We start from the raw sequence: 24,644 nt of genomic DNA on the forward strand, positions 1-24,644 counted from the left end.
AATAAGTTGATGAAAGGGTTAAATAAATCGATGGATAGTACTAAACATAAAATTGGCTTAGTCCTTTCTGGCGGCGGCGCCAAAGGCATTGCTCATCTTGGTGTATTGAAGTACCTGTTAGAGCAAGATGTAAGACCTAATGTAATAGCCGGAACAAGTGCAGGCTCTATGGTAGGCGCACTTTATTGTTCTGGATTAGAAATTGATGAAATCTTACAATTCTTCATTGATGTTAAACCTTTCTCTTGGAAGTTTACCCGCGCTCGTGCTGGTTTTATAGACCCGGCAAAATTATATCCTGAAGTATTAAAGTATATCCCTGAGGATAGCTTTGAGTACCTGAACCCCGAATTACGCATTGTTGCTACTAATATGTTACTTGGCAAAGAGCACATTTTTAAAGATGGCTCCGTCATTAATGCATTACTGGCTTCGGCAAGTTATCCTTTAGTTTTCTCTCCAATGATTATTGATGATCAAGTGTATTCAGATGGTGGGATTGTTAATCATTTCCCTGTGAGTGTGATTGAAGACGATTGCGATAAAATCATTGGTGTGTACGTGTCACCGATTCGACAAGTTGAAGCTGATGAACTCTCGAGTATCAAAGACGTGGTATTACGTGCTTTCACGCTGCAGGGTAGTGGTGCTGAATTAGATAAATTGTCGCAATGTGACGTGCAAATTTATCCAGAGGCGCTGTTGAATTACAACACGTTTGCAACGGATGAAAAATCATTACGTGAGATCTATCAAATTGGTTATGATGCTGCAAAAGATCAACATGACAGTCTTATGGAGTTGAAAGAGAGTATTACAGCTAGCGAGGTCAAAAAGAACGTCTTTAGCAAATGGTTTGGTGATAAACTTGCTAGCAATGGCGTTAAATAGCGGGTCCACACGGATTTATACACTCGGTAAATAGGTGATAATAGCCTCAGTGTCGTCGTGTGATGTCTAAATCAAGCTAACACTTGTGTTATACTCTTTTCTATATAACTATAAATAACATATTACGGTAAACATGACTCAAATAAATAACCCGCTTCACGGCATTACTCTCGAAAACGTAATTAACAGCCTTGTTGCTAAATATGGTTGGGATGGTCTTGGGTACTACATCAATATTCGTTGTTTTACTGAAGACCCAAGTGTTAAGTCTAGTCTTAAATTTTTACGTAAAACCCCTTGGGCACGTGACAAAGTAGAAGCGCTATATGTAAAAATGGTGTCTGAAGACTAAATGTCCTCTGTACCAACTGGCCTCTGTTTATAGTCAATATAAGCACTATAAACAGAGCCTGTTAATTTAACCATGTGATTAACCTCGAATATCTTCCACCGCTCTTACATAACATCCGATGACATTGCACTGTTATTTTTCACATTTATCTATATGCTATGTATTTTAAACATGTGATCAAATGAGTTAATGCCTGTCATGACCAAGATATACCACCATCCAGTACAAATTTATTATGAAGATACCGATCATTCAGGGGTCGTCTACCATCCTAACTTTTTAAAATATTTCGAACGTGCGCGTGAACATGTGATTAACAGTGATTTATTAGCTACATTATGGAATGAACGCGGTTTAGGGTTTGCGGTTTATAAAGCCAATATGACGTTCCAGGATGGCGTTGAATTTGCTGAAATTTGCGATATCCGCACTTCTTTCGTACTCGATGGTAAATATAAAACGGTTTGGCGTCAGGAAGTATGGCGTGCTAACGCAACAAAACCAGCTGTTATTGGTGATATTGAAATGGTGTGCTTGGATAAAGAAAAACGCCTACAACCTATACCTGACGACGTATTAGCTGCAATGAACGGTGAATAATACTTGGTTAATCCGTGTAAATAACAGTCGTAACGCTTTGTATATAACAATCTTAAAGCAAGAAAATGATATTGGAATAAAGCGGTATTTGTTGTCTCTATATGATTTTTGCCGCAATACCATCACTGTAAACGCACGTCCATGGTACATATATCAGCATTAAATAGCGTTTTTAGATAAATTAAACCCTGAGTATTTATTCTATAAATCTTTAATTAAGATGAAATTAAAACCGTTATGTAATTGAATGTAAATTTTTGTGTATTTATCAGTAAAGAAAAATAGATAAATCTAGACTGAAAGTGAGATATTACGCTAATTTAAGTTTAATTATTTGTGATGGTTTTATCATTAATATTAATTAAAATTAGTTTAAAGATGGCGTAATATAGTGAAAATGTAGTGAAAAGATGACTAAAATTCTTAAAATGCCAGATATCTATAGGGTGTAATTTGTTATATTTAGTCGTTGCCTGGTCAGACTAGTCTAAGGTATTGACCTGGATAGTTTGTTTGTAGTGATTTTTAAAGCTGTGTATATTATTACCCATATAGCTAGAAAAAGTACCGTAATAGAATTTAAAACAATTAACTCTACCGAATTTATTTTATGTGACATGAAATGACGGTAGATTTTTTTCGCACTTTAAGAGTACACTTGTACGCTCAATTTCAACTGAGTGTATAAATGAATATTTTAATGAGTAATGTTTTTAGTGCAATAAAGATCCTTTAGGAGCAATAACACAATGGCTAAAAAGAACACCACATCGGTTAAGCACGCCAAGGATGTGTTAAGTAGTGATGATCAGCAGTTAAATTCTCGTTTGCAAGAATGCCCGATTGCCATCATTGGTATGGCATCGGTTTTTGCTGACGCTAAAAATCTGGATCAATTCTGGGATAACATCGTTGACTCTGTGGACGCCATTATTGATGTGCCTAGCGATCGCTGGAACATTGACGACCATTACTCGGCAGATAAAAAAGCAGCAGACAAGACATACTGCAAACGCGGTGGTTTCATTCCAGAACTTGATTTTGACCCAATGGAGTTTGGCTTACCGCCAAATATCCTCGAGTTAACTGACATTGCTCAACTGTTGTCATTAATTGTTGCACGTGATGTATTAAGTGATGCTGGTATTGGTAGTGATTATGACCATGACAAGATTGGTATCACGCTAGGTGTGGGTGGTGGTCAGAAACAAATTTCACCACTAACGTCACGCTTACAAGGCCCAGTGTTAGAGAAAGTGTTAAAAGCCGCTGGTATCGATGAAGATGATCGCGGCATGATCATCGAGAAATTTAAGAAAGCCTACATCGGCTGGGAAGAGAATTCATTCCCAGGCATGTTAGGTAATGTCATTGCTGGTCGAATCGCTAATCGCTTCGACTTTGGTGGTACCAACTGTGTGGTTGATGCGGCATGCGCCGGCTCCCTTGCAGCAGTAAAAATGGCGATTTCAGACTTACTTGAGTATCGCTCAGAAGTGATGATCTCGGGTGGTGTATGTTGTGATAACTCACCATTCATGTACATGTCATTCTCAAAAACACCGGCGTTTACCACGAACGATGATATTCGTCCGTTTGATGACGACTCAAAAGGTATGTTGGTTGGTGAAGGTATCGGCATGATGGCGTTTAAGCGTCTAGAAGATGCTGAACGTGATGGCGACCGAATCTATTCTGTATTAAAAGGGATTGGTACGTCTTCAGATGGTCGTTTCAAATCTATTTATGCACCACGTCCAGATGGTCAAGCTAAAGCGCTTAAACGTGCTTATGAAGATGCTGGTTTTGCGCCAGAGACATGTGGCTTAATTGAAGGTCATGGTACGGGGACGAAAGCGGGTGATGCAGCAGAGTTTGCTGGTTTGACTCAACACTTTGGCGCGGCCAGTGATGAAAAACAACATATTGCGTTAGGCTCGGTTAAATCACAAATTGGTCATACTAAAGCTGCGGCTGGTTCTGCGGGTATGATCAAAGCAGCATTAGCACTGCACCATAAAATTTTACCAGCAACGATTCATATCGATAAGCCAAGTGAAGCCTTGGATATCAAAAATAGCCCGTTATTTCTAAACAGTGAAACGCGTCCTTGGATGCCTCGTGAAGATGGTATCCCACGTCGCGCAGGTATTAGCTCATTTGGTTTTGGTGGTACTAACTTCCATATCATTCTAGAAGAGTACCGTCCGGCTCACGATAGTGCTTATCGCTTAAACTCCGTAACACAGACTGTTCTTATTTCTGCAAACGATCAGCAAGGTATCATTGCCGAGTTAAATAATTGGCGTAGCAAATTAGCAGTAGATGCTGATCTTCAACCATTTGTGTTTAATGAACTAGTGACAACATGGCCGCTAAATACACCCGCAATTGACCAAGCACGTTTAGGTTTTGTGGCGCGTAATGCCAACGAAGCGCTTGTTATGATTAATGCTGCATTGAAGCAATTCAGCGTTAACGCAGATAAAGCGACATGGTCAGTGCCAACGGGCGTTTATTATCGCCAAGCAGGTATTGATGCAACGGGTAAAGTCGTCGCGCTATTCTCAGGTCAAGGTTCGCAATATGTGAACATGGGCCGAGATTTAACGTGTAATTTCCCAAGCATGATGCACAGTGCAGCGGCAATGGATAAACAATTCGGCGCTGCTGGTTTAGGCCAACTGTCTGCTGTTACTTATCCAATTCCTGTTTATACAGATGCAGATCGTAAGTTACAAGAAGAGCAACTACGTTTAACGCAACATGCACAACCAGCGATTGGTTGTTTCAGTGTTGGTTTGTTTAAAACGTTCCAACAAGCAGGCTTTAACGCTGATTTTACAGCGGGTCATAGTTTTGGTGAGTTAACGGCATTATGGGCTGCTGGCGTATTAAGCGACAGTGATTACATGATGCTAGCGCGTAGTCGTGGTCAAGCCATGGCAGCGCCAGAGCAACAAGATTTTGATGCGGGTAAGATGGCAGCTGTTGTCGGCGACCCACAGCAAGTAGCCGTTATCATCGATACAATTGATGATGTTTCTATTGCTAATTACAACTCCAATAATCAAGTCGTTATTGCCGGCACTAGCGAACAAGTTGCTGTTGCGATCACTACCTTGGGTAAAGCAGGTTTCAAAGTTGTACCGTTACCAGTATCCGCTGCGTTTCATACGCCGTTAGTTGGTCACGCTCAAAAACCATTTGCTAAAGCGGTTGATAACGCGAAGTTTAATGCGCCATCAATCCCTGTCTTTGCTAATGGCACTGGTTTAGTGCATTCAACTAAACCAAATGAGATTAAGAAAAGCCTGAAAAAACACATGCTGGAATCTGTCCATTTCAATCAAGAAATTGACAATATCTATGCAGATGGTGGCCGCGTATTTATCGAGTTTGGACCGAAGAATGTATTAACTAAACTCGTTGAAAACATTCTTAATGATAAATCGGATGCTGTTGCAATCGCTGTGAATGCCAATCCAAAACAACCTGCCGATGTACAGATGCGTCAAGCTGCTCTACAGATGGCAGTTCTTGGTGTCGCATTAGACAATATTGACCCGTACGATGCCGTTAAGCGTCCATTAACAGCGCCGAAAAAATCGCCTATGTTGATGAAACTGACTGGTGCAGCGTATGTGAGTCCGAAAACGAAGAAAGCGTTTGCAGATGCACTTACCGATGGTTGGACTGTGAAACAGGCTAAAGCGGCTCCGGTTGCTGTACCACAGCCACAAGTGATTGAAAAAATCGTTGAAGTCGAAAGAATTGTTGAAGTTGAACGTATCGTTGAAGTAGAAAAAATTGTCTACGTTAATGCTGACGGTTCACACTCAACAGCTAACAATAGCAATGTTGTTAATAATGGCGCTAATACTACTGTTGTTAACAATGTCAGTAACAATAGCGATGCCGACCTTGTTGCTTCAATCGAACGTAGTGTTGGTCAGTTTGTTGCACACCAACAGCAATTATTAAACGTACATGAACAGTTTATGCAAGGTCCTCAAGACTACGCTAAAACAGTGCAGAGTGTACTTGCTGCGCAAACGAACAATGCATTACCAGAAAGTTTAGATCGTACTTTGTCTATGTATAACGAGTTCCAATCTGAAACGTTGCGCGTACATGAAACTTATCTGAACAATCAGACAAGTCATATGAATACGCTTCTTATTGACTCTGGACGTAATGACATCGCAGCATCTGCGAGCTCTACACCGTTAGCTACGCTTACGCAATCGACACAAGTTATCGCGCCAGTTACAACTACAGCGGTTAATACGCCTGTAAATAATGTAACTCATACAGCAAGTAATGCCGCTGTTGCATTACAGACGGTGGCATTAGCGCCTACGCCTGTGAGTGCACCTGTTGTTGTCGCTTCACCAGCCCCTGTGTTAGCTGCGGTTGTTGCTGAACAAGTTGCAACAATTGTTGTTCCTGAGGTTGTTACTCAAGCGGCTATCGATATCACGACAATTAGCAAAGTGATGTTAGATGTGGTTGCAGATAAAACCGGTTATCCAACTGATATGCTTGAGCTGAGCATGGATATGGAAGCTGATTTAGGCATCGATTCTATCAAGCGTGTTGAAATTTTAGGTTCTGTGCAGGAGTTGATCCCAGATCTTCCTGAGCTTAACCCTGAAGATCTTGCTGAACTACGCACCTTGGGTGAAATTGTCGATTACATGCAATCCAAAGCGCAAGCGGTAATGCCGACAGCTATAGCTATACCAACAGCTATGCCTGCAGCAGTCACAACGGGTATTGATTTAACGCACATCCAAAACGTTATGTTGGAAGTGGTTGCTGACAAAACCGGTTATCCAACAGATATGCTAGAACTGAGCATGGACATGGAAGCTGACTTAGGTATTGATTCAATCAAGCGTGTGGAAATCTTAGGGGCAGTACAGGAAATCATCGCTGATTTACCTGAGCTTAACCCAGAAGACCTCGCTGAATTACGTACGCTAGGTGAAATCGTTACTTACATGCAGAGCAAAGCGCCTGTAGCTACGACTGTTTCAGCTGGCAGCTCAGTCCCTTCGATTGATTTAAACCATATCCAAACAGTAATGATGGATGTAGTCGCAGACAAAACCGGTTATCCAACAGATATGCTAGAACTGAGCATGGATATGGAAGCTGACTTAGGTATCGATTCAATCAAGCGTGTTGAAATCTTAGGAGCAGTACAGGAAATCATCGCTGATTTACCTGAGCTTAACCCAGAAGACCTCGCTGAATTACGTACGCTAGGTGAAATCGTTACTTACATGCAGAGCAAAGCGCCTGTAGCTATGACTGTTTCAGCTGACAGCTCAGTCCCTTCGATTGATTTAAACCATATCCAAACAGTAATGATGGATGTAGTGGCAGACAAAACCGGTTATCCAACAGATATGCTAGAACTGAGCATGGACATGGAAGCTGACTTAGGTATCGATTCAATTAAACGTGTTGAGATATTAGGGGCAGTACAGGAGATCATTACTGATTTACCTGAACTAAACCCAGAAGACCTTGCTGAACTGCGTACGCTAGGTGAAATCGTTAGTTACATGCAGAGTAAAGCACCTGCGGTAGCTGCTGTGGTAGAAAATACAGTAGCAAGCTCAGCACCGTCTATCGATTTGAACCACATCCAAACAGTGATGATGGATGTTGTTGCAGATAAAACTGGTTATCCAACGGACATGCTAGAACTTGGCATGGACATGGAAGCTGATTTAGGTATCGATTCAATCAAACGTGTTGAAATCTTAGGCGCAGTGCAGGAGATCATTACTGATTTACCTGAGCTAAACCCTGAAGATCTTGCTGAATTACGCACGCTAGGTGAAATCGTTAGTTACATGCAAAGCAAAGCGCCCGTAGCTGAACATGCACCTGTAGCGACTGTTACAGCAACAGATGTTGTAGCTACAAGCTCATCACCGTCTATCGATTTAAACCACATCCAAACTGTGATGATGGAAGTGGTTGCAGACAAAACCGGTTATCCAGTAGACATGTTAGAACTTGCCATGGACATGGAAGCTGACCTTGGTATCGATTCAATCAAACGTGTAGAAATTTTAGGTGCGGTACAGGAAATCATCACTGACTTACCTGAGCTTAACCCTGAAGATCTTGCTGAACTACGTACGTTAGGTGAAATCGTTAGCTACATGCAGAGCAAAGCTCCTGCAGCTGTAGAAAGTGCACCTACTGCTGTAGCAAGTTCAGCACCGTCTATTGATTTAGACCATATCCAAAATGTAATGATGGATGTTGTTGCTGATAAGACTGGTTATCCTGCCAATATGCTTGAATTAGCAATGGACATGGAAGCTGACCTTGGTATTGATTCAATCAAACGTGTTGAAATTCTAGGTGCGGTACAGGAGATCATTACTGATTTACCTGAACTAAACCCAGAAGACTTAGCGGAACTACGTACGTTAGAAGAAATTGTAACTTACATGCAGAGTAAAGCTCGTGGTGTTACTGCAAATGTAGTAGCTAATCATGAACCTGAAAAAAGCGCAGTGTCAGATGCATTTATGCAAAGCAATGTTGCAACTATTACAGCTGCCGCAGAACACAAAGCAGAGTTTAAACCAGCGCCGAGCGCAACGGTTGCAATCTCGCGTCTAAGCTCTATCAGTAAAATAAGCCAAAATTGCCAAGGCGCTAATGCCTTAATCGTGGCTGATGGCACTGATAATGCAGTGTTACTCGCAGACCACCTACTGCAAACTGGCTGGAATGTAACTGCATTGCAACCAACTTGGGTAGCAGTAACAACGACGAAAGCATTTAATAAATCAGTAAACCTGGTGAGCTTAAATAGCGTTGATGAAACTGAAATCAACAACATCATTGCTGCTAACGCACAACTGGATGCAGTTATCTATCTGCACGCAAGTAGCGAAATTAATGCTATCGAATACCCACAAGCATCTAAGCAAGGCCTGATGTTAGCCTTCTTATTAGCGAAATTGAGTAAAGTAACTCAAGCCGCTAAAGTGCGTGGTTCTTTCATGGTAGTTACTCAGCAGGGCGGTTCACTTGGTTTTAGCAACGACGCACAAGCTGACCTAATACAGACTGACCTAGTACAAAGCGGCTTAAACGGTTTAGTTAAAACACTGTCACACGAATGGGATAACGTATTCTGTCGTGCGGTAGATATGCCAACATCATTAGCTGCAGCGCAAGTCGCAACTCTTGTTTGTGATGAGCTGCTTGACGCAGATAGCGTGTTAACTGAAGTTGGTTATCAACAAACAGCGAAAAAGGCTGTTGAACGCATTACCTTAACGGGTGTTGCGACTGACAGTTATGCACTGACTGCTGGTAATAACATTGACGCTAATTCGGTATTCTTAGTGAGTGGTGGCGCAAAAGGCGTAACAGCGCATTGCGTAGTGCGTATTGCTAAAGAGTACCAAGCGAAGTTTATTTTATTGGGACGTTCAACCTTCTCGAATGATGAACCAAGCTGGGCACACGGTATTAACGATGAAGCGGCCTTGAAGAAAGCGGCGATGCAAGCGTTGATCGCCGCGGGTGATAAACCAACACCAGCGAAGATCGTGCAACTGATTAAACCTATTCAAGCTAACCGTGAAATTGCGCAAACATTAACTGCCATTACGGCGGCTGGTGGCCAAGCTGAATATGTTTCTGCTGACGTAACCAATGCAGCAAACGTACAAACGGCAGTAAAACCGGTTATTGCTAAATTTGGTGATATTACTGGCATCATTCATGGCGCGGGTGTTTTAGCTGACCAATTCATTGAGCAAAAAACACTAAGCGATTTTGAGTCTGTATACAGCACTAAAATCGATGGTTTGTTATCGTTGTTATCAGTAACTGAAGCAAGCAACATCAAGCAATTGGTCTTGTTCTCGTCAGCGGCTGGTTTCTACGGTAACCCTGGCCAATCTGATTACTCGATTGCCAATGAGATCTTAAACAAAACGGCATACCGCTTTAAATCATTGCACCCACAAGCACAGGTTCTGAGCTTTAACTGGGGTCCTTGGGACGGCGGCATGGTAACGCCAGAGCTGAAGCGTATGTTTGATCAACGTGGTGTTTACATTATTCCACTTGATGCCGGTGCGCAGTTGTTACTGAATGAACTAGCCGCTAATGATAACCGTTGTCCACAAATCCTCGTGGGTAATGACTTATCTAAAGATGCTGCTGATGAAAAGAGTACTGCTGTAAAAAAGCCACAAGTTAGTCGTTTATCAGATGCTTTAGTAACTAAAAGCATCAAAGCGACTAACAGTGACTCTTTGAACGATCATTTTCAAGTGAACGACAACCGCTTTTTAGCTGACCACATGATCAAAGGCAATCAGGTATTACCAACGGTATGCGCGATTGCTTGGATGAGTGATGCAGCACAAGCAACTTATAGTAACCGAGACTGTGCATTGAAATATGTCGGTTTCGAAGACTATAAACTGTTTAAAGGCGTGGTTTTTGATGGTAATGAGGCGGCGGATTATCAAATCCAATTGTCGCCTGTGACCGCTGTTTCAGAACATGAAACAGTAGTCCGTATTGCCGCAAAAGTGTTTAGCCTGAAAAACGATGGTAAACCGGTATTTCATTATGCCGCAACAATATTGTTAGCTTCTCAGCCGCTTGATGCGGTGACGGTTCAATTACCGGCATTAGCTGTAGATATTAACAATTTGGTTAGCGATGAAGCACAAGCGTTATACAGCAATGGCACCTTGTTCCACGGTGAAAGTCTGCAGGGTATTAAGCAGATATTACGTTGTGACGACAAGGGCCTGCTATTGGCTTGTCAGATAACAGATGTTGCAGCAGCTAAGCAGGGGTCATTCCCCATCGCTGCCAACAATATCTTTGCTAATGATTTGGTTTATCAGGCGATGTTGGTCTGGGTACGCAAGCAATTTGGTTTAGGTAGCTTACCGTCGGTGACAGCTGCTTGGACTGTGTATCGTGAAGTGGCTGTAGATGAAGTATTTTATCTGCAACTCAATGTTGTTGAACATGATCTATTGGGTTCTCGCGGCAGTAAAGCCCGCTGTGATATTCAATTGATTGCTGCAGACATGCAGTTACTTGCAGAAGTTAAATCAGCGCAAGTTAGTGTCAGCGACATTTTGAACGATATGTCTTGAGCTAGTCAGTAACAAAATTTATACGATAGACGTCATGGTTAGCATGGCGTCTATTTTTCTTAATCACTTTTCTTAATTAGTTGTGATTAAAAAATTTAATAATATTAATAACTAAAAGTGATTGCTTTAAACCAGACGAATCAGCGCTTTTAGTTATTACTATTCGAAATAGGATATTAAAGAGAATATGACGGAATTAGCTGTTATTGGTATGGGTGCTAAATTTAGCGGACAGGACAATATTGATCGTGTTGAACGTGCTTTTTATCAAGGTGCTTATGTAGATAATGTTAGCCGCGTTAGTACCGACTCTAACGTTATTAGCGATGGCGAAGAACAAGTTATTACTGCTGCGACAGTACTTAACTCTGTCGGTCTACTCGCGCAAACGAATCAGTTACACATGTCGGATATCGCGGTATTGCTTATTGCAGATATGAGCAGTGATGTTGATAACCAACTTGTAGCGCAAGTGACACAACAGTGTGCTAGCTGTGTTGTTATTACTGATCTAGGCCAAGCATTAAAGCAAGCAACAGATTTAGTCGATAATCAAGACTGTCCTGTGGCTGTGATTGGTATGAATAACTCGGTTAATGCACCTCGTAATGATATTGAAGCTGCGACGACTGCAACTAAAACTGCAACAATCAGCTTTGATGAAACCTTCATTGGTTATAGCAGTGTAGCTGGATTCGCTAGTTTACTTATCGCTTCAACTACGTTTGCCAATGCTAAGCAATGTTATATATATGCCAATATTAAAGGTTTCGCTCAGTCGGGTGTAAGTGCTCAATTTAACGCTGCAAACATTACCGATACTGCAAACATCGCATTACAGCAAGCTGGCATGAATGCAGAGCAGGTTGGTTTGTTAGAAGTTTCAGCAGTCGCTGATTCGGCAATTGCACTGTCTGAAAGTCAGGGCTTAATGTCTGCTTATCATCATACGCAAACTTTGCATACTGCATTAAGCAGTGCCCGTAGTGTGACTGGCGAAGGCGGTTGTTTCTCGCAGGTCGCAGGTTTATTGAAATGTGTGATCAGTTTGCATCAGCGTTATATTCCGGCGATTAAAGATTGGCAACAGCCGAGTGATACTCAAATGTCACAATGGCAGCAATCACCATTTTATATGCCTGTTGATGCTCGACCTTGGTTTCCACATACTGATGGTTCTGCACACGTTGCGGCTTATAGTTGTGTATCTGCTAACAGCTATTGCCACATTCTTTTACAAGAAAATGACTTAACTGAAAGCAAGCTTCAAACACTTGAACAAAACCATCCAGTAGCTGATCTGCGGACTAATGGTTACTTTGCATCGAGCGAGTTAGCACTAGTTATTTTACAAGGTAATAGCGAAGCACAATTACGTAGTGAATTAGAGACTATTGCTGGGCAGTTAAGTACTACTGGTATAAATACTGCCGATATTAAACAGATCGCGGCTGATTGTTATGCCCGAAATGATACGGACAAAGCCTATAGTGCAGTACTTATTGCCGAGACTGTTGAAGAGTTAAGCAAAGAGATCACTTTAGCGTTTGCTGGTATTGCTAGCGTGTTTAATGGTGATGCTAAAGAATGGAAAACCCCGAAGGGCAGTTACTTTACTGCGTCGCCAGCTAACAAAAACGCTGCAAACCCAGATTCAAATAACAGCACACAGAATGGCGTCACCTTCATGTACCCAGGTATTGGCGCTACGTATGTTGGTTTAGGGCGTGATCTATTTCATCTATTCCCACAGATTTATCAGCCTGTAGCGGCTTTAGCCGATGACATTGCTGCCACGCTAAAAGATACCTTACTTAATCCACGCAGCATTAGCCGTTATAGCTTTAAAGAACTCAAGCAGCTGGATTTAGATCTACGCGGCAACTTAGCCAATATCGCTGAAGCCGGTGTAGGTTTTGCTTGCGTATTTACCAAGGTATTTGAAGAAGTCTTTGCCGTTAAAGCTGACTTTGCTACAGGTTATAGCATGGGCGAAGTAAGCATGTATGCGGCGTTAGGCTGCTGGCAACAACCGGGATTGATGAGTGCTCGTTTAGCGCAATCGAATACCTTTAATCATCAACTTTGCGGCGAGTTAAGAACATTACGTCAGCATTGGGGTATGGATGATGTTGCTAACGGTACGTTCGAGCAGATCTGGGAAACTTATACTATTAAAGCAACGATTGAACAGGTTGAAATTGCCTCTGCAGATGAAGATCGTGTGTATTGCACCATTATCAATACGCCCGATAGTCTGCTGTTAGCGGGTTATCCAGAAGCCTGTCAGCGAGTCATTAAAAATTTAGGTGTCCGCGCAATGGCATTAAACATGGCGAACGCAATTCATAGCGCGCCAGCGTATGCCGAATATGAACATATGGTTGAGTTATATCATATGGACGTTACACCGCGTATTAATACCAAAATGTATTCAAGTTCGTGTTATTTACCTATTCCACAGCGCAGCAAAGCCATTTCGCACAGTATTGCTAAATGCTTGTGTGATGTGGTGGATTTCCCGCGTTTGGTTAATACCTTACACGATAAAGGTGCGCGGGTATTTATTGAGATGGGCCCCGGCCGTTCTTTATGCAGCTGGGTAGATAAGATCTTGTTGAATGAAAAGAATAAAAATAATGGCGAGCAGGACAGTCGCCATGTTGCCGTCCCTGTGAATGCCAAAGGCACCAGTGATGAACTTACTTATATTCGCGCGATTGCTAAGTTAATTAGCCATGGCGTGAATTTGAATTTAGATAGCTTGTTTAACGGGTCAATCCTGGTTAAAGCCGGTTATTTTGACAATGCTCACGAATAACAGATACAGATAAATAGATCAGGTGGGGGTTTCCTCATCCGTTCAAATATGGATTTAAAGAGAGTAATTATGGAAAATATTGCAGTAGTAGGTATTGCTAACTTGTTCCCTGGCTCAAAAGCACCGGATCAATTTTGGCAGCAATTGCTTGAACAACAAGATTGCCGTAGTAAGGCGACAGAAGTTCAAATGGGCGTTGATCCTGCTAAATATACCGCGAACAAAGGCGACACAGATAAATTTTATTGTGTGCATGGCGGTTATATCAGTGATTTCAATTTTGATGCGTCGGGTTATCAAGTCGATAGTAATTATTTAACGGGTTTGGACGACCTAAATCAGTGGGGGCTTTATGTAACGAAACAAGCGCTTACCGATGCCGGTTACTGGGGCAGCGATGCACTGGCAAACTGTGGTGTGATTTTAGGTAATCTGTCATTCCCAACCAAGTCATCTAATCAGCTGTTCATGCCTTTGTATCATCAGGTTGTTGATAATGCCTTAAAGTCAGTATTACATCCTGATTTTCAACTATCACATTACACGGCACCGAAAAAAACACATGCCGATAATGCATTAGTAGCGGGTTATCCAGCCGCATTGATCGCGCAAGCTGCGGGTCTTGGTGGTTCACACTTTGCACTGGATGCGGCGTGTGCGTCATCTTGCTATAGCGTTAAATTAGCCTGTGATTACCTGCATACGGGTAAAGCAGACATGATGCTTGCGGGTGCGGTATCAGCATCTGATCCTATGTTCGTTAATATGGGTTTCTCCATTTTCCAAGCTTATCCTGAGAATAATGTTCACGCTCCGTTTGATAAAAATTCACAAGGCTTATTTGCCGGTGAAGGCGCGGGTATGATGGTATTAAAACGCCACAGTGATGCAGTACGCGATGGTGATAATATTTACGCCATTATTAAAGGCGGTGCATTATCAAATGACGGTAAAGGCGAGTTTGTATTAAGTCCTAATACCAAGGGGCAAGTATTAGTATACGAACGTGCTTATGCCGATGCGGATGTTGATCCAAGCACAGTTGATTATATCGAGTGTCATGCAACGGGCACACCTAAAGGTGACAATGTTGAATTGCGTTCGATGGAAACCTTTTTCAGTCGCGTAAATAACAAGCCATTACTGGGCTCGGTTAAATCTAACCTAGGTCATTTGTTAACAGCCGCTGGTATGCCGGGCATGACGAAAGCTATGTTAGCGCTAGGTAAGGGTCTTATTCCTGCAACGATTAACTTAAAGCAACCGCTGCAATCTAAAAACGGTTACTTTACTGGCGAACAAATGCCGACGACGACTGTGCCTTGGCCAACAACTCCGGGTGCCAAGACAGATGAACCGCGCACTGCAGGTGTGAGCGTATTTGGTTTTGGCGGCAGTAATGCGCATTTGGTATTGCAACAGCCAACACAAGTACTCGAATCTCACGTAAGTGTAGCTAAACCGCGAGAGCCATTGGCTATTATTGGTATGGACAGTCATTTTGGTAGTGCGAGTAATTTAGCGCAGTTCAAAACCTTATTAAATAATAATCAAAACACCTTCCGTGAATTACCAGTACAACGCTGGAAGGGCATGGAAAGTAACGCTAACGTCATGCAGTCGCTACAATTACGCAAAGCGCCTAAAGGCAGTTATGTTGAACAGCTTGATATTGATTTCTTACGTTTCAAAGTGCCGCCTAATGAAAAAGATTGTTTGATCCCACAACAGTTAATGATGATGCAAGTGGCAGACAACGCCGCTAAAGATGCAGGATTGGTGGAAGGTCGTAATGTTGCAGTGTTAGTCGCGATGGGCATGGAACTGGAATTACACCAGTATCGTGGCCGTGTTAATTTGACAACACAGATCGAAGACAGTTTAGTACAACAAGGTATTAACCTGACCGCTGAGCAACGTGAAGAACTGACCAATATTGCTAAAGACGGTGTCGCTTCGGCTGCACAGCTAAATCAGTATACGAGTTTCATTGGTAATATTATGGCGTCACGTATTTCGGCGTTATGGGATTTCTCTGGTCCGGCTATTACGGTATCAGCTGAAGAAAATTCTGTTTATCGTTGTGTTGAATTAGCTGAAAATCTATTTCAAACCAGTGATGTCGAAGCGGTGATTATTGCTGCGGTTGATTTGTCTGGTTCAATTGAAAACATTACCTTACGTCAACACTTTGGCCCTGTGAATGAAAGTGGCCCTGTAAGTGATAATGCTTCGGTAAATAATAACGTACTTGATCAGCAACAATGGCTGGTGGGTGAAGGCGCAGCGGCGATTGTCGTTAAACCATTATCACAAGTAACACCTCAGCAAATTTATGCCCGTATTGATGCCGTTTCTTTTGCACCGGGTAGCGATGCTAAAGCCATTGCAATTGCTGCGGACAAAGCCTTAACGTTAGCAGGTATCAGCGCGACAGATGTCGTGAGTGTCGAAGCGCATGCCAGTGGTTTTGGTGCTGAAAACAGTGCAGAGAAAGCTGCTTTACCGCAATTGTATCCAAGTGCCAATATTAGTTCGGTAAAAGCCAATATTGGTCATACGTTCAATGCATCAGGCATGGCGAGCATTATCAAAACGGCGCTGCTTTTAGATAAGCAAACGAGTCAAGATCAGAACGCGAGTCAACACATTGCCATTAACGGTCTAGGTCGTGATAACAGTTGTGCACATCTTATCTTGTCGAGTTCAGCGCAAGCACATCAATCTGCACCAGCGCCAACTGGTAAGAAACGTCCACAATTAGTTAAAACCATCAAGCTGGGTGGCCAGTTAATCAGTGACGCGATTGTTAATAGTGCCAGTGCTTCATTGGATGTTATCAAGCAGCAGTTTGCTGGTAAAACCTTAGCTAAAGTGAAACAGCCAGTGGTGATGGATAATGTGATACCACAAGGCATTCGTGTTCAGTCAATCAGTGAACCTGAGAGCGCTGTTATACCAGTAACTAGTTCACTCGCTAATGAAGCGTCAGTAACGTCAACCATTTCTCAACATCAACATACAGCGCAGCCCGTAGCGGGCTCGAGCGTTGTTGGAGTGACAGTGAAACATAAAGCCAGTAATCAAATTCATCAGCAAGCGTCTACCCATAAAGCATTCTTAGAAAGCCGCTTAGCTGCACAGAAAAACTTATCACAACTTGTTGAACTGCAAGCTAAGCTATCGGCACAAACTACAGGTGATCATACGCCTAAAAATACTGTTTCAACAACGCATGCTCCAGCGACGCCATTAACACTTGTATCAACGGTTGCTTCAAACAAGCCTGTTATAGCGACAAGTCTCACCAGTACTGAAGCAAAAGCGCAAGCAGCAGCAACACAAGCTGGTTTTCAGATAAAAGGACCTGTTGGTTACAACTATCCTCCACTGCAGTTAATTGAACGTTATAACAAACCTGAAAAAGTGATTTACGATCAAGCTGATTTGGTTGAATTCGCTGAAGGTGATATTGGTAAGGTATTCGGTGCTGAATACAATATTATTGATGGCTATTCGCGTCGTGTACGTCTACCAACCTCAGATTATTTATTAGTAACACGTGTTACCGAACTTGATGCCAAGGTGCATGAATACAAAAAATCATACATGTGCACTGAATATGATGTACCTGTTGATGCACCGTTCTTAATCGATGGTCAGATCCCTTGGTCTGTTGCGGTAGAATCAGGCCAGTGTGATTTGATGTTGATTTCATATATCGGTATTGATTTCCAAGCTAAAGGCGAACGTGTTTACCGTTTACTTGATTGTGAACTAACTTTCCTTGAAGAGATGGCTTTCGGTGGCGATACCTTACGTTACGAGATCCACATTGATTCGTATGCGCGTAACGGCGAGCAATTATTATTCTTCTTCCATTATGATTGTTACGTAGGGGATAAGAAGGTACTTATCATGCGTAATGGTTGTGCTGGTTTCTTTACTGACGAAGAACTTTCTGACGGTAAAGGCGTTATTCATAACGATAAAGACAAAGCTGAATTTAACAACGCTGTGAAATCATCATTTACGCCGTTATTACAACATAACCGTGGTCAATATGACTACAGTGATATGATGAAGCTGGTTAATGGCGACGTCGCAAGTTGTTTTGGTCCACAATATGATCAAGGTGGTCGTAACCCATCGCTAAAATTCTCGTCTGAGAAGTTCTTGATGATTGAACGTATTACCAAGATAGATCCAACCGGTGGTCATTGGGGACTAGGCCTGTTAGAAGGTCAAAAAGATTTAGACCCTGAGCATTGGTATTTCCCTTGTCACTTTAAAGGTGATCAAGTAATGGCTGGTTCGTTGATGTCGGAAGGTTGTGGCCAAATGGCGATGTTCTTCATGCTGTCTCTTGGTATGCATACCAATGTTAACAACGCCCGTTTCCAACCGCTACCAGGTGAATCACAAACGGTACGTTGTCGTGGGCAAGTACTGCCACAGCGCAATACCTTAACTTACCGTATGGAAGTTACTGCGATGGGTATGCATCCACAGCCATTCATGAAAGCCAATATTGATATTTTGCTTGATGGTAAAGTGGTTGTTGATTTCAAAAACTTGAGCGTGATGATCAGCGAACAAGATGAGCATTCAGATTATCCAGTAACATTGCCGAGTAATGTGCAGCTTAAAACAATTTCGTCTGCTGCTTTAACTGCTGCGCCTGTTGCTGTAACTGCGACGAACAATGCAGATTTGGATGAACGTGGTGTTGAACCGTTTAAGTATCCTGAACGTCCGTTAATGCGCGTAGAGTCAGACTTGTCTGCACCGAAAAGCAAAGGTGTGACACCGATTAAGCATTTCGAAGCGCCTGCTGTTGCTGGTCACCATAGAGTGCCTAACCAAGCACCGTTTACACCTTGGCATATGTTTGAGTTTGCGACGGGTAATATTTCTAACTGTTTCGGTCCTGACTTTGATGTTTATGAAGGTCGTATTCCACCTCGTACACCTTGTGGTGATTTACAGGTTGTTACTCAGGTTGTGGAAGTGCAGGGCGAACGTCTTGATTTGAAGAATCCATCAAGCTGTGTTGCTGAATACTATGTACCTGAAGATGCTTGGTACTTTACTAAAAACAGCCATGAAAACTGGATGCCTTATTCATTAATCATGGAAATTGCATTGCAACCAAATGGCTTCATTTCAGGTTACATGGGCACGACGCTTAAATACCCTGAAAAAGATCTGTTCTTCCGTAACCTTGATGGTAGCGGTACGTTATTAAAGCAGATTGATTTACGCGGCAAAACGATTGTGAATAAATCAGTATTAGTGAGTACGGCTATTGCTGGTGGCGCGATTATTCAAAGTTTCACGTTTGATATGTCAGTAGATGGCGAATTATTTTATACTGGTAAAGCGGTATTTGGTTACTTTAGTGGTGAATCGCTGACTAACCAACTGGGCATTGATAACGGCAAAACGACTAATGCTTGGTTTGTTGATAACAATACGCCTGCAGCCAATATTGATGTGTTCGATTTAACGGATCAGTCTTTAGCTTTATACAAAGCGCCTGCAGGTAAACCGCATTATAAATTAGCGGGCGGCCAGATGAACTTCATCGATACAGTGTCTGTCGTTGAAGGCGGTGGTAAAGCGGATGTGGCTTATGTTTATGGCGAACGCACGATTGATGCTGATGATTGGTTCTTCCGTTATCACTTCCACCAAGATCCGGTTATGCCTGGTTCGTTAGGTGTTGAAGCTATTATTGAATTAATGCAAACCTATGCACTTAAAAATGACTTAGGTGCACAGTTTACTAGTCCTCGCTTTGTTGCGCCAATGACGAAAGTTGATTGGAAATATCGTGGTCAAATTACGCCGTTGAATAAGCAGATGTCACTGGACGTGCATATCACCGAGATCATTACTGAATCAGGTGAAGTAAGACTCGTTGGTGATGCGAATCTGTCTAAAGATGGCCTGCGTATTTATGAAGTGAAGAATATTGTTTTAAGTATTGTTGAAGCCTAACAATTAGTGGGCTCGTGGAGCATTGATTAAAGTAAGCCAGCTGTTGCTAGCATGGATGCTAGCCTCAAGCCCCCATGGATGGGTTTACGGAGAGCTGGGCGTCTTTAAACAATGTGGAACATTAGTCTGAAAGTACTATATCGAGACTTTGCTTCAGCAGTCACTTCATCGGATAAGAAACAGAATAACTCAGTTGTTGAATTTCGAATTCAGCAACTGCAAAAATAGGAAATAAGAATGTCGAGTTTAGAATTTAACAACAGTAATGCGATTAATTGGGCGTGGAAAGTTGATCCAGCGTCAGTTCATACACAAGATGCAGAAATTAAAGCAGCTTTAATGGATCTGTCTAAGCCGCTTTACGTGGCGAATCGAGTTGCAAACAATGCTGCTGTAATGGGGATCGCTAACCATACGTCAATCGCAGGTACTATCAGCAATAATATCGATGTTGATGTATTAGCGTTTGCACAGAAGCTAACACCTGAAGATCTGGGTGATGATGCGTATAAGAAACAACATGGGGTTAAATATGCCTATCATGGCGGCGCGATGGCAAACGGTATTGCGTCGGTTGAACTTGTTGTCGCATTAGGTAAAGCAGGACTGTTATGTTCGTTCGGCGCAGCAGGTTTAGTCCCTGACGCGGTTGAAGATGCAATTCGTCGTATTCAAGCTGAATTACCAAATGGTCCTTATGCGGTTAACTTGATCCATGCGCCAGCAGAAGAAGCATTAGAGCGTGGTGCTGTTGAACGTTTCCTTAAACTGGGTGTTAAGACGGTAGAGGCTTCGGCTTACTTAGGTTTAACTGAGCACATTGTTTGGTATCGTGTTGCTGGTTTATCTAAAAACAGTGATGGGTCGGTTAATATTGGTAACAAGGTTATCGCTAAAGTATCGCGTACTGAAGTTGGTCGCCGCTTTATGGAGCCTGCACCGCAAAAGTTACTGGATAAGTTATTAGCACAAAACAAGATCACCCCTGAACAAGCTGCATTAGCGCTGCTTGTACCAATGGCTGATGACATTACTGCGGAAGCTGATTCTGGTGGTCATACTGACAACAGACCGTTTTTAACCTTGCTACCGACTATCATCGGACTGCGTGATGAAGTGCAAGCGAAGTATAACTTCTCTCCTGCATTACGTGTTGGTGCTGGTGGTGGTATCGGAACGCCTGAAGCAGCACTCGCTGCATTTAATATGGGCGCTGCTTATATTGTTCTGGGTTCTGTGAATCAGGCTTGTGTTGAAGCTGGCGCATCTGAATATACCCGTAAGTTACTATCAACAGTTGAAATGGCCGATGTGACAATGGCACCAGCTGCTGATATGTTTGAAATGGGCGTGAAGCTACAAGTATTAAAACGTGGTTCTATGTTCGCTATGCGTGCGAAGAAACTGTATGACTTGTATGTGACTTATGACTCGATTGAAGATATCCCAGCTGCAGAACGTGAGAAGATTGAAAAACAAATCTTCCGCTCGAATCTAGATGAGATCTGGGATGGCACTATCGCTTTCTTCACTGAGCGCGATCCAGAAATGCTAGCGCGTGCAATGAGCAGCCCTAAACGTAAAATGGCTCTTATCTTCCGTTGGTATCTTGGTTTGTCTTCACGCTGGTCAAACACAGGCGAGAAGGGACGTGAAATGGATTATCAGATTTGGGCTGGCCCAAGTTTAGGCGCATTTAACAGCTGGGTGAAAGGTTCTTACCTTGAAGACTATACCCGCCGTGGCGCAGTTGATGTTGCTTTGCATATGCTAAAAGGTGCTGCGTATTTACAACGTGTAAACCAGTTGAAACTGCAAGGCGTTAGCTTAAGTACAGAATTGGCAAGTTATCGTACGAGTGATTAATGTTTGTTCGTCACAACAATAAATAGAGTTCATACCCCCGTTATAGCTGGCTTAAAACCAGTTTACGGGGGTTTTCTTGTTTAATGAGTAGAAGTAAATAATACTAATTGGGTCATAGATTAAGACCCATAATGGCTTGATGGATGTGATTTATGTTTAATACTATGCTCTTGTATCTCCATCAAATAGTAAGCAAAGATCTTGAATTATTAAACAAACAGCTGAAATGCTATCGAACTTATCGATAGGCATTAAAAATAAATTAAACTTATTAACTTTATCCTTTATTATTTTAATATTTCGTTCATCAGCATATGTCTGGAAAGTATTTATAATAGCTTTAGATTTAGGTTTACCAAGTAAATGGTCGGTTAAGTATATCTCTACAGCAGGCCCCACATGCTCAAAGCTAACGCCAATACTAAACCCAGTTAGGCCTCTCGCGAGTTTATACGGTGAGTCACTTCCTGAGTTCATTGCAATTAAATTAAAATCTTCCTTTTGAAATAGAGTAAGTCCTATTTCTTTATTAAATACTGCCTTTATTTTATTTAATGTATCTTGGTCGTACATAGTGCATTCCATATTATTAATTATTTCACTTACAGTAGAGCGAAGCTTTTAGTTATCAGCTTTTTTAGTTAACGGGTGTAATAATAAATGATATCTGAAGCCCAGTCTAAACTAAACGCCCAACCAGCGCTAATTCCGCATAGCCTAGCTGCGATATTGTGATATATCAAGGGCAATATATAGAATTATATTATAATAATTATGTCCTTATGTATTATGTTACCCTAATGTAAGTTGTTAATTCCATTTTCGATATAACTTATATTAGAGCTGAACTAATCAACATAATATCTAATAATCTAACTAAATGAATCTATAAATAGCAGGTACTTAATGTCAGAAAGAATCAGGATTAACTGGGATGAAGGTACTAAAATATCAGAACAGTATTTTCCATCGGATAAGTTAGAGCGTGCGAAATATGCAGAGTTCTTAACAAAGATTTTATCATCACAAGGCTTTGATGAAGCTAGAGACGTTGGTGAACAAAAAAGAAATTATGTTTTGAACCTCAATTCCGAATGGGGGTCAGGTAAAACATATTTTCTCAAACGTTGGGCTAATGATCTTAAAGAATATTATCCAGTAGTCTATATAGACGCTTGGGAAAAGGACTATTCAGAAGATCCTTTAATGACAGTTGTGTCTGCGATTATTAAAGATTTGAAAGAGCAGGCGGGCTGCAACGAAGATAAATTCAAAGCTCCAACGAAGATGATTGGCCTACTTAAAGCTGCTGCACCAGGCATTGCTAGAGGGATGTCAAAGCGATTTTTTGGTATTGATCCTGTTGAAATTATGGGTGCTGCTGAATCTGAAGGTGGAGAAATTGAAAAGGTCGTAGGGAAAGATGAATCTGGAGAAGACTTGGACATGAGTTTTGCTGCGTCAGAGCTTGTCACCCATTTGATTAAAGAGCACGAAGCTAAAAGCGAAGCAATAAAAAACCTTAAGGTTCATGTAGAAAAGTGGGTCGATGAAGTTAAAAAATTAAAGAAGCTCTCGTTACCAGCCTTTGTCTTCATAGATGAATTAGATCGTTGCAGACCAAGTTATGCTGTTGAGATGTTGGAGACCATTAAGCATATTTTTGATATTCCAGGCGTTGTTTTTATCGTTGCGACAGACACGGGCCAATTACAGCATGCTGTTAAAGCCATCTATGGTGAAGGCTTTGATGCTCGAGTTTATCTAGGACGTTTTTTTAATAGCCGTTTTAGCTTGAAAGCTCCGAAATTAGAGAGTTTTTTAGATTTTCATAGTGATGCTTACAAACTCTCTGGGAGTTATCTAAGAGATTTACAAGTCGATATATTGCCATTTAATCATGAAGGTAAAGACACTTTACGTAATATATCTGTTGTACTAAATGCGTTTCAAGTATCCGCTAGAACATCTATTCAAATTGCAGATAGAGTTATTGCCACCATTACAAATATGCCTAAAAATTCTTGTATAGATATTTTAATGCTGACAACGTTGCATAGCCTCAAAGAAATAAATAACGAACTCTTTGAAGAGATTGTCTCAGGTAAGTTCAAACGACAAAAAGAGGGTAAAGATAAAACTATACACTTTTACCTTGATGAATTTCTTGAATCTTATGTGAAAGTTCAGAGTGGTTTTATTTCAATGAGCTTTAACCCTGATGACGTGGCTAAAGAATTTGAACTAGCATCTCGCTACGTCGTATCTAATCCATATACTTATAACCAGTATAATTTCGGTTTTATGGATTATTTAAAAAACATATTTGCACCACACTTTAAGTCACCTGAAAGTACAGACGATTATTTTTGGGCTACAAACGAATCAGACAAAACTGATCTACAACAATGCGGAGAGGAACTCGTCCAACACTTCCGCAATAATAGTCGTGACGAGCCCCTTTTAACAGGAAGTGAATCTTCTATTCTTTGGATTAAATACATTTATAAATGTAAACCTTATGGTTCAATAGACAATGAAGAGTATAGAGATTTTATAGAATTAGCATCTGCGTTTGACTGGATGGGTAAAGAGGAGTTATCTGATCCAGAGTGATTACTTTAAAGAAGAAGGGATGTTTAGGATTGCTCCAAGAGTTACTAACTTAAGTAATGATGAAGTTCTTGAGTTTGGCTTTGTAAATTAAATCGAATATATCCATTTACAACTTTGTATATGAGGACTCTGCTAGCAGTCATACCAAGAACAATATCAGCGGTAGCGATGACATCACTATCGATATCTTATTAGTTTTAGCGCACAAAACAGAACTATTTAAAGCACACAAGAAGGCGATGATTTGATAATGAATTATCGCCTTGTTACTATCAAGAGACTTTAACTGACTGAGATAGAAAGATATGACACGGAAGAACAT

8 protein-coding genes and 2 pseudogenes are annotated in these 24,644 nt (G+C 41.6%); 9 read left to right on the plus strand and 1 reads right to left on the minus strand.

The window, feature by feature from the left end:
- The first annotated feature begins 30 nt into the window (after window positions 1-30).
- From A923_RS0120410 to A923_RS0120440, 8 genes and pseudogenes are all read left to right on the plus strand, one after another.
- Window positions 31-891 (plus strand): patatin-like phospholipase family protein, encoded by an 861-nt coding sequence (locus tag A923_RS0120410; protein ID WP_017223550.1) that lies wholly within the window; start codon window positions 31-33, stop codon window positions 889-891.
- A 133-nt stretch (window positions 892-1,024) separates the two neighbouring features.
- On the plus strand, window positions 1,025-1,243 hold the full coding sequence (locus A923_RS0120415) for a VF530 family protein (RefSeq protein WP_017223551.1): 219 nt from the start codon (window positions 1,025-1,027) through the stop codon (window positions 1,241-1,243).
- A gap of 198 nt (window positions 1,244-1,441) precedes the next feature.
- Window positions 1,442-1,843 (plus strand): thioesterase family protein, encoded by a 402-nt coding sequence (locus A923_RS0120420; RefSeq protein ID WP_026006393.1) that lies wholly within the window; start codon window positions 1,442-1,444, stop codon window positions 1,841-1,843.
- A gap of 857 nt (window positions 1,844-2,700) precedes the next feature.
- A pseudogene (locus tag A923_RS23345) lies at window positions 2,701-7,122 on the plus strand (beta-ketoacyl synthase N-terminal-like domain-containing protein); the annotation flags it as partial.
- A 60-nt stretch (window positions 7,123-7,182) separates the two neighbouring features.
- Window positions 7,183-11,016 (plus strand): annotated as a pseudogene (locus tag A923_RS23350) (SDR family NAD(P)-dependent oxidoreductase); the annotation flags it as partial.
- Between the two features lie 187 nt (window positions 11,017-11,203).
- Complete coding sequence (locus A923_RS0120430; RefSeq protein WP_017223554.1) at window positions 11,204-13,837, plus strand: PfaB family protein; 2,634 nt, start codon at window positions 11,204-11,206, stop codon at window positions 13,835-13,837.
- Between the two features lie 69 nt (window positions 13,838-13,906).
- The gene (locus A923_RS0120435) at window positions 13,907-19,840 is read left to right on the plus strand and encodes a hotdog fold thioesterase (RefSeq protein WP_017223555.1); all 5,934 of its coding nucleotides are present in this window, start codon (window positions 13,907-13,909) and stop codon (window positions 19,838-19,840) included.
- Window positions 19,841-20,077: 237 nt separating this feature from the next.
- Window positions 20,078-21,706: a PfaD family polyunsaturated fatty acid/polyketide biosynthesis protein gene (locus A923_RS0120440; protein ID WP_017223556.1), complete on the plus strand. Its 1,629-nt coding sequence runs from the start codon at window positions 20,078-20,080 to the stop codon at window positions 21,704-21,706.
- A gap of 162 nt (window positions 21,707-21,868) precedes the next feature.
- On the opposite strand, the gene A923_RS0120445 is transcribed toward A923_RS0120440, so the two are convergent.
- Window positions 21,869-22,279 carry a hypothetical protein gene (locus tag A923_RS0120445; RefSeq protein ID WP_017223557.1) on the minus strand — a complete coding sequence of 137 codons (411 nt, stop codon included), beginning with the start codon at window positions 22,277-22,279 and terminating at the stop codon, window positions 21,869-21,871.
- A gap of 333 nt (window positions 22,280-22,612) precedes the next feature.
- On the opposite strand from A923_RS0120445, the gene A923_RS0120450 reads away from it, so the two are divergent.
- Window positions 22,613-24,322, plus strand: coding sequence for a KAP family P-loop NTPase fold protein (locus A923_RS0120450; protein WP_017223558.1), 1,710 nt, complete (start codon window positions 22,613-22,615; stop codon window positions 24,320-24,322).
- Window positions 24,323-24,644 lie beyond the last annotated feature (322 nt).

The sequence above is a fragment of the Moritella dasanensis ArB 0140 genome (assembly GCF_000276805.1).
Classification (GTDB): Bacteria; Pseudomonadota; Gammaproteobacteria; order Enterobacterales; family Moritellaceae; genus Moritella; species Moritella dasanensis.

Coding starts and splice junctions, on each gene's coding strand:
- A923_RS0120450 (WP_017223558.1), top strand. CDS start 22,613: ATGTCAGAAAGAATCAGGATTAACTGGGATGAAGGTACTAAAATATCA.
- A923_RS0120430 (WP_017223554.1), top strand. CDS start 11,204: ATGACGGAATTAGCTGTTATTGGTATGGGTGCTAAATTTAGCGGACAG.
- A923_RS0120445 (WP_017223557.1), bottom strand. CDS start 22,279: ATGTACGACCAAGATACATTAAATAAAATAAAGGCAGTATTTAATAAA.
- A923_RS0120440 (WP_017223556.1), top strand. CDS start 20,078: ATGTCGAGTTTAGAATTTAACAACAGTAATGCGATTAATTGGGCGTGG.
- A923_RS0120415 (WP_017223551.1), top strand. CDS start 1,025: ATGACTCAAATAAATAACCCGCTTCACGGCATTACTCTCGAAAACGTA.
- A923_RS0120420 (WP_026006393.1), top strand. CDS start 1,442: ATGACCAAGATATACCACCATCCAGTACAAATTTATTATGAAGATACC.
- A923_RS0120435 (WP_017223555.1), top strand. CDS start 13,907: ATGGAAAATATTGCAGTAGTAGGTATTGCTAACTTGTTCCCTGGCTCA.
- A923_RS0120410 (WP_017223550.1), top strand. CDS start 31: ATGGATAGTACTAAACATAAAATTGGCTTAGTCCTTTCTGGCGGCGGC.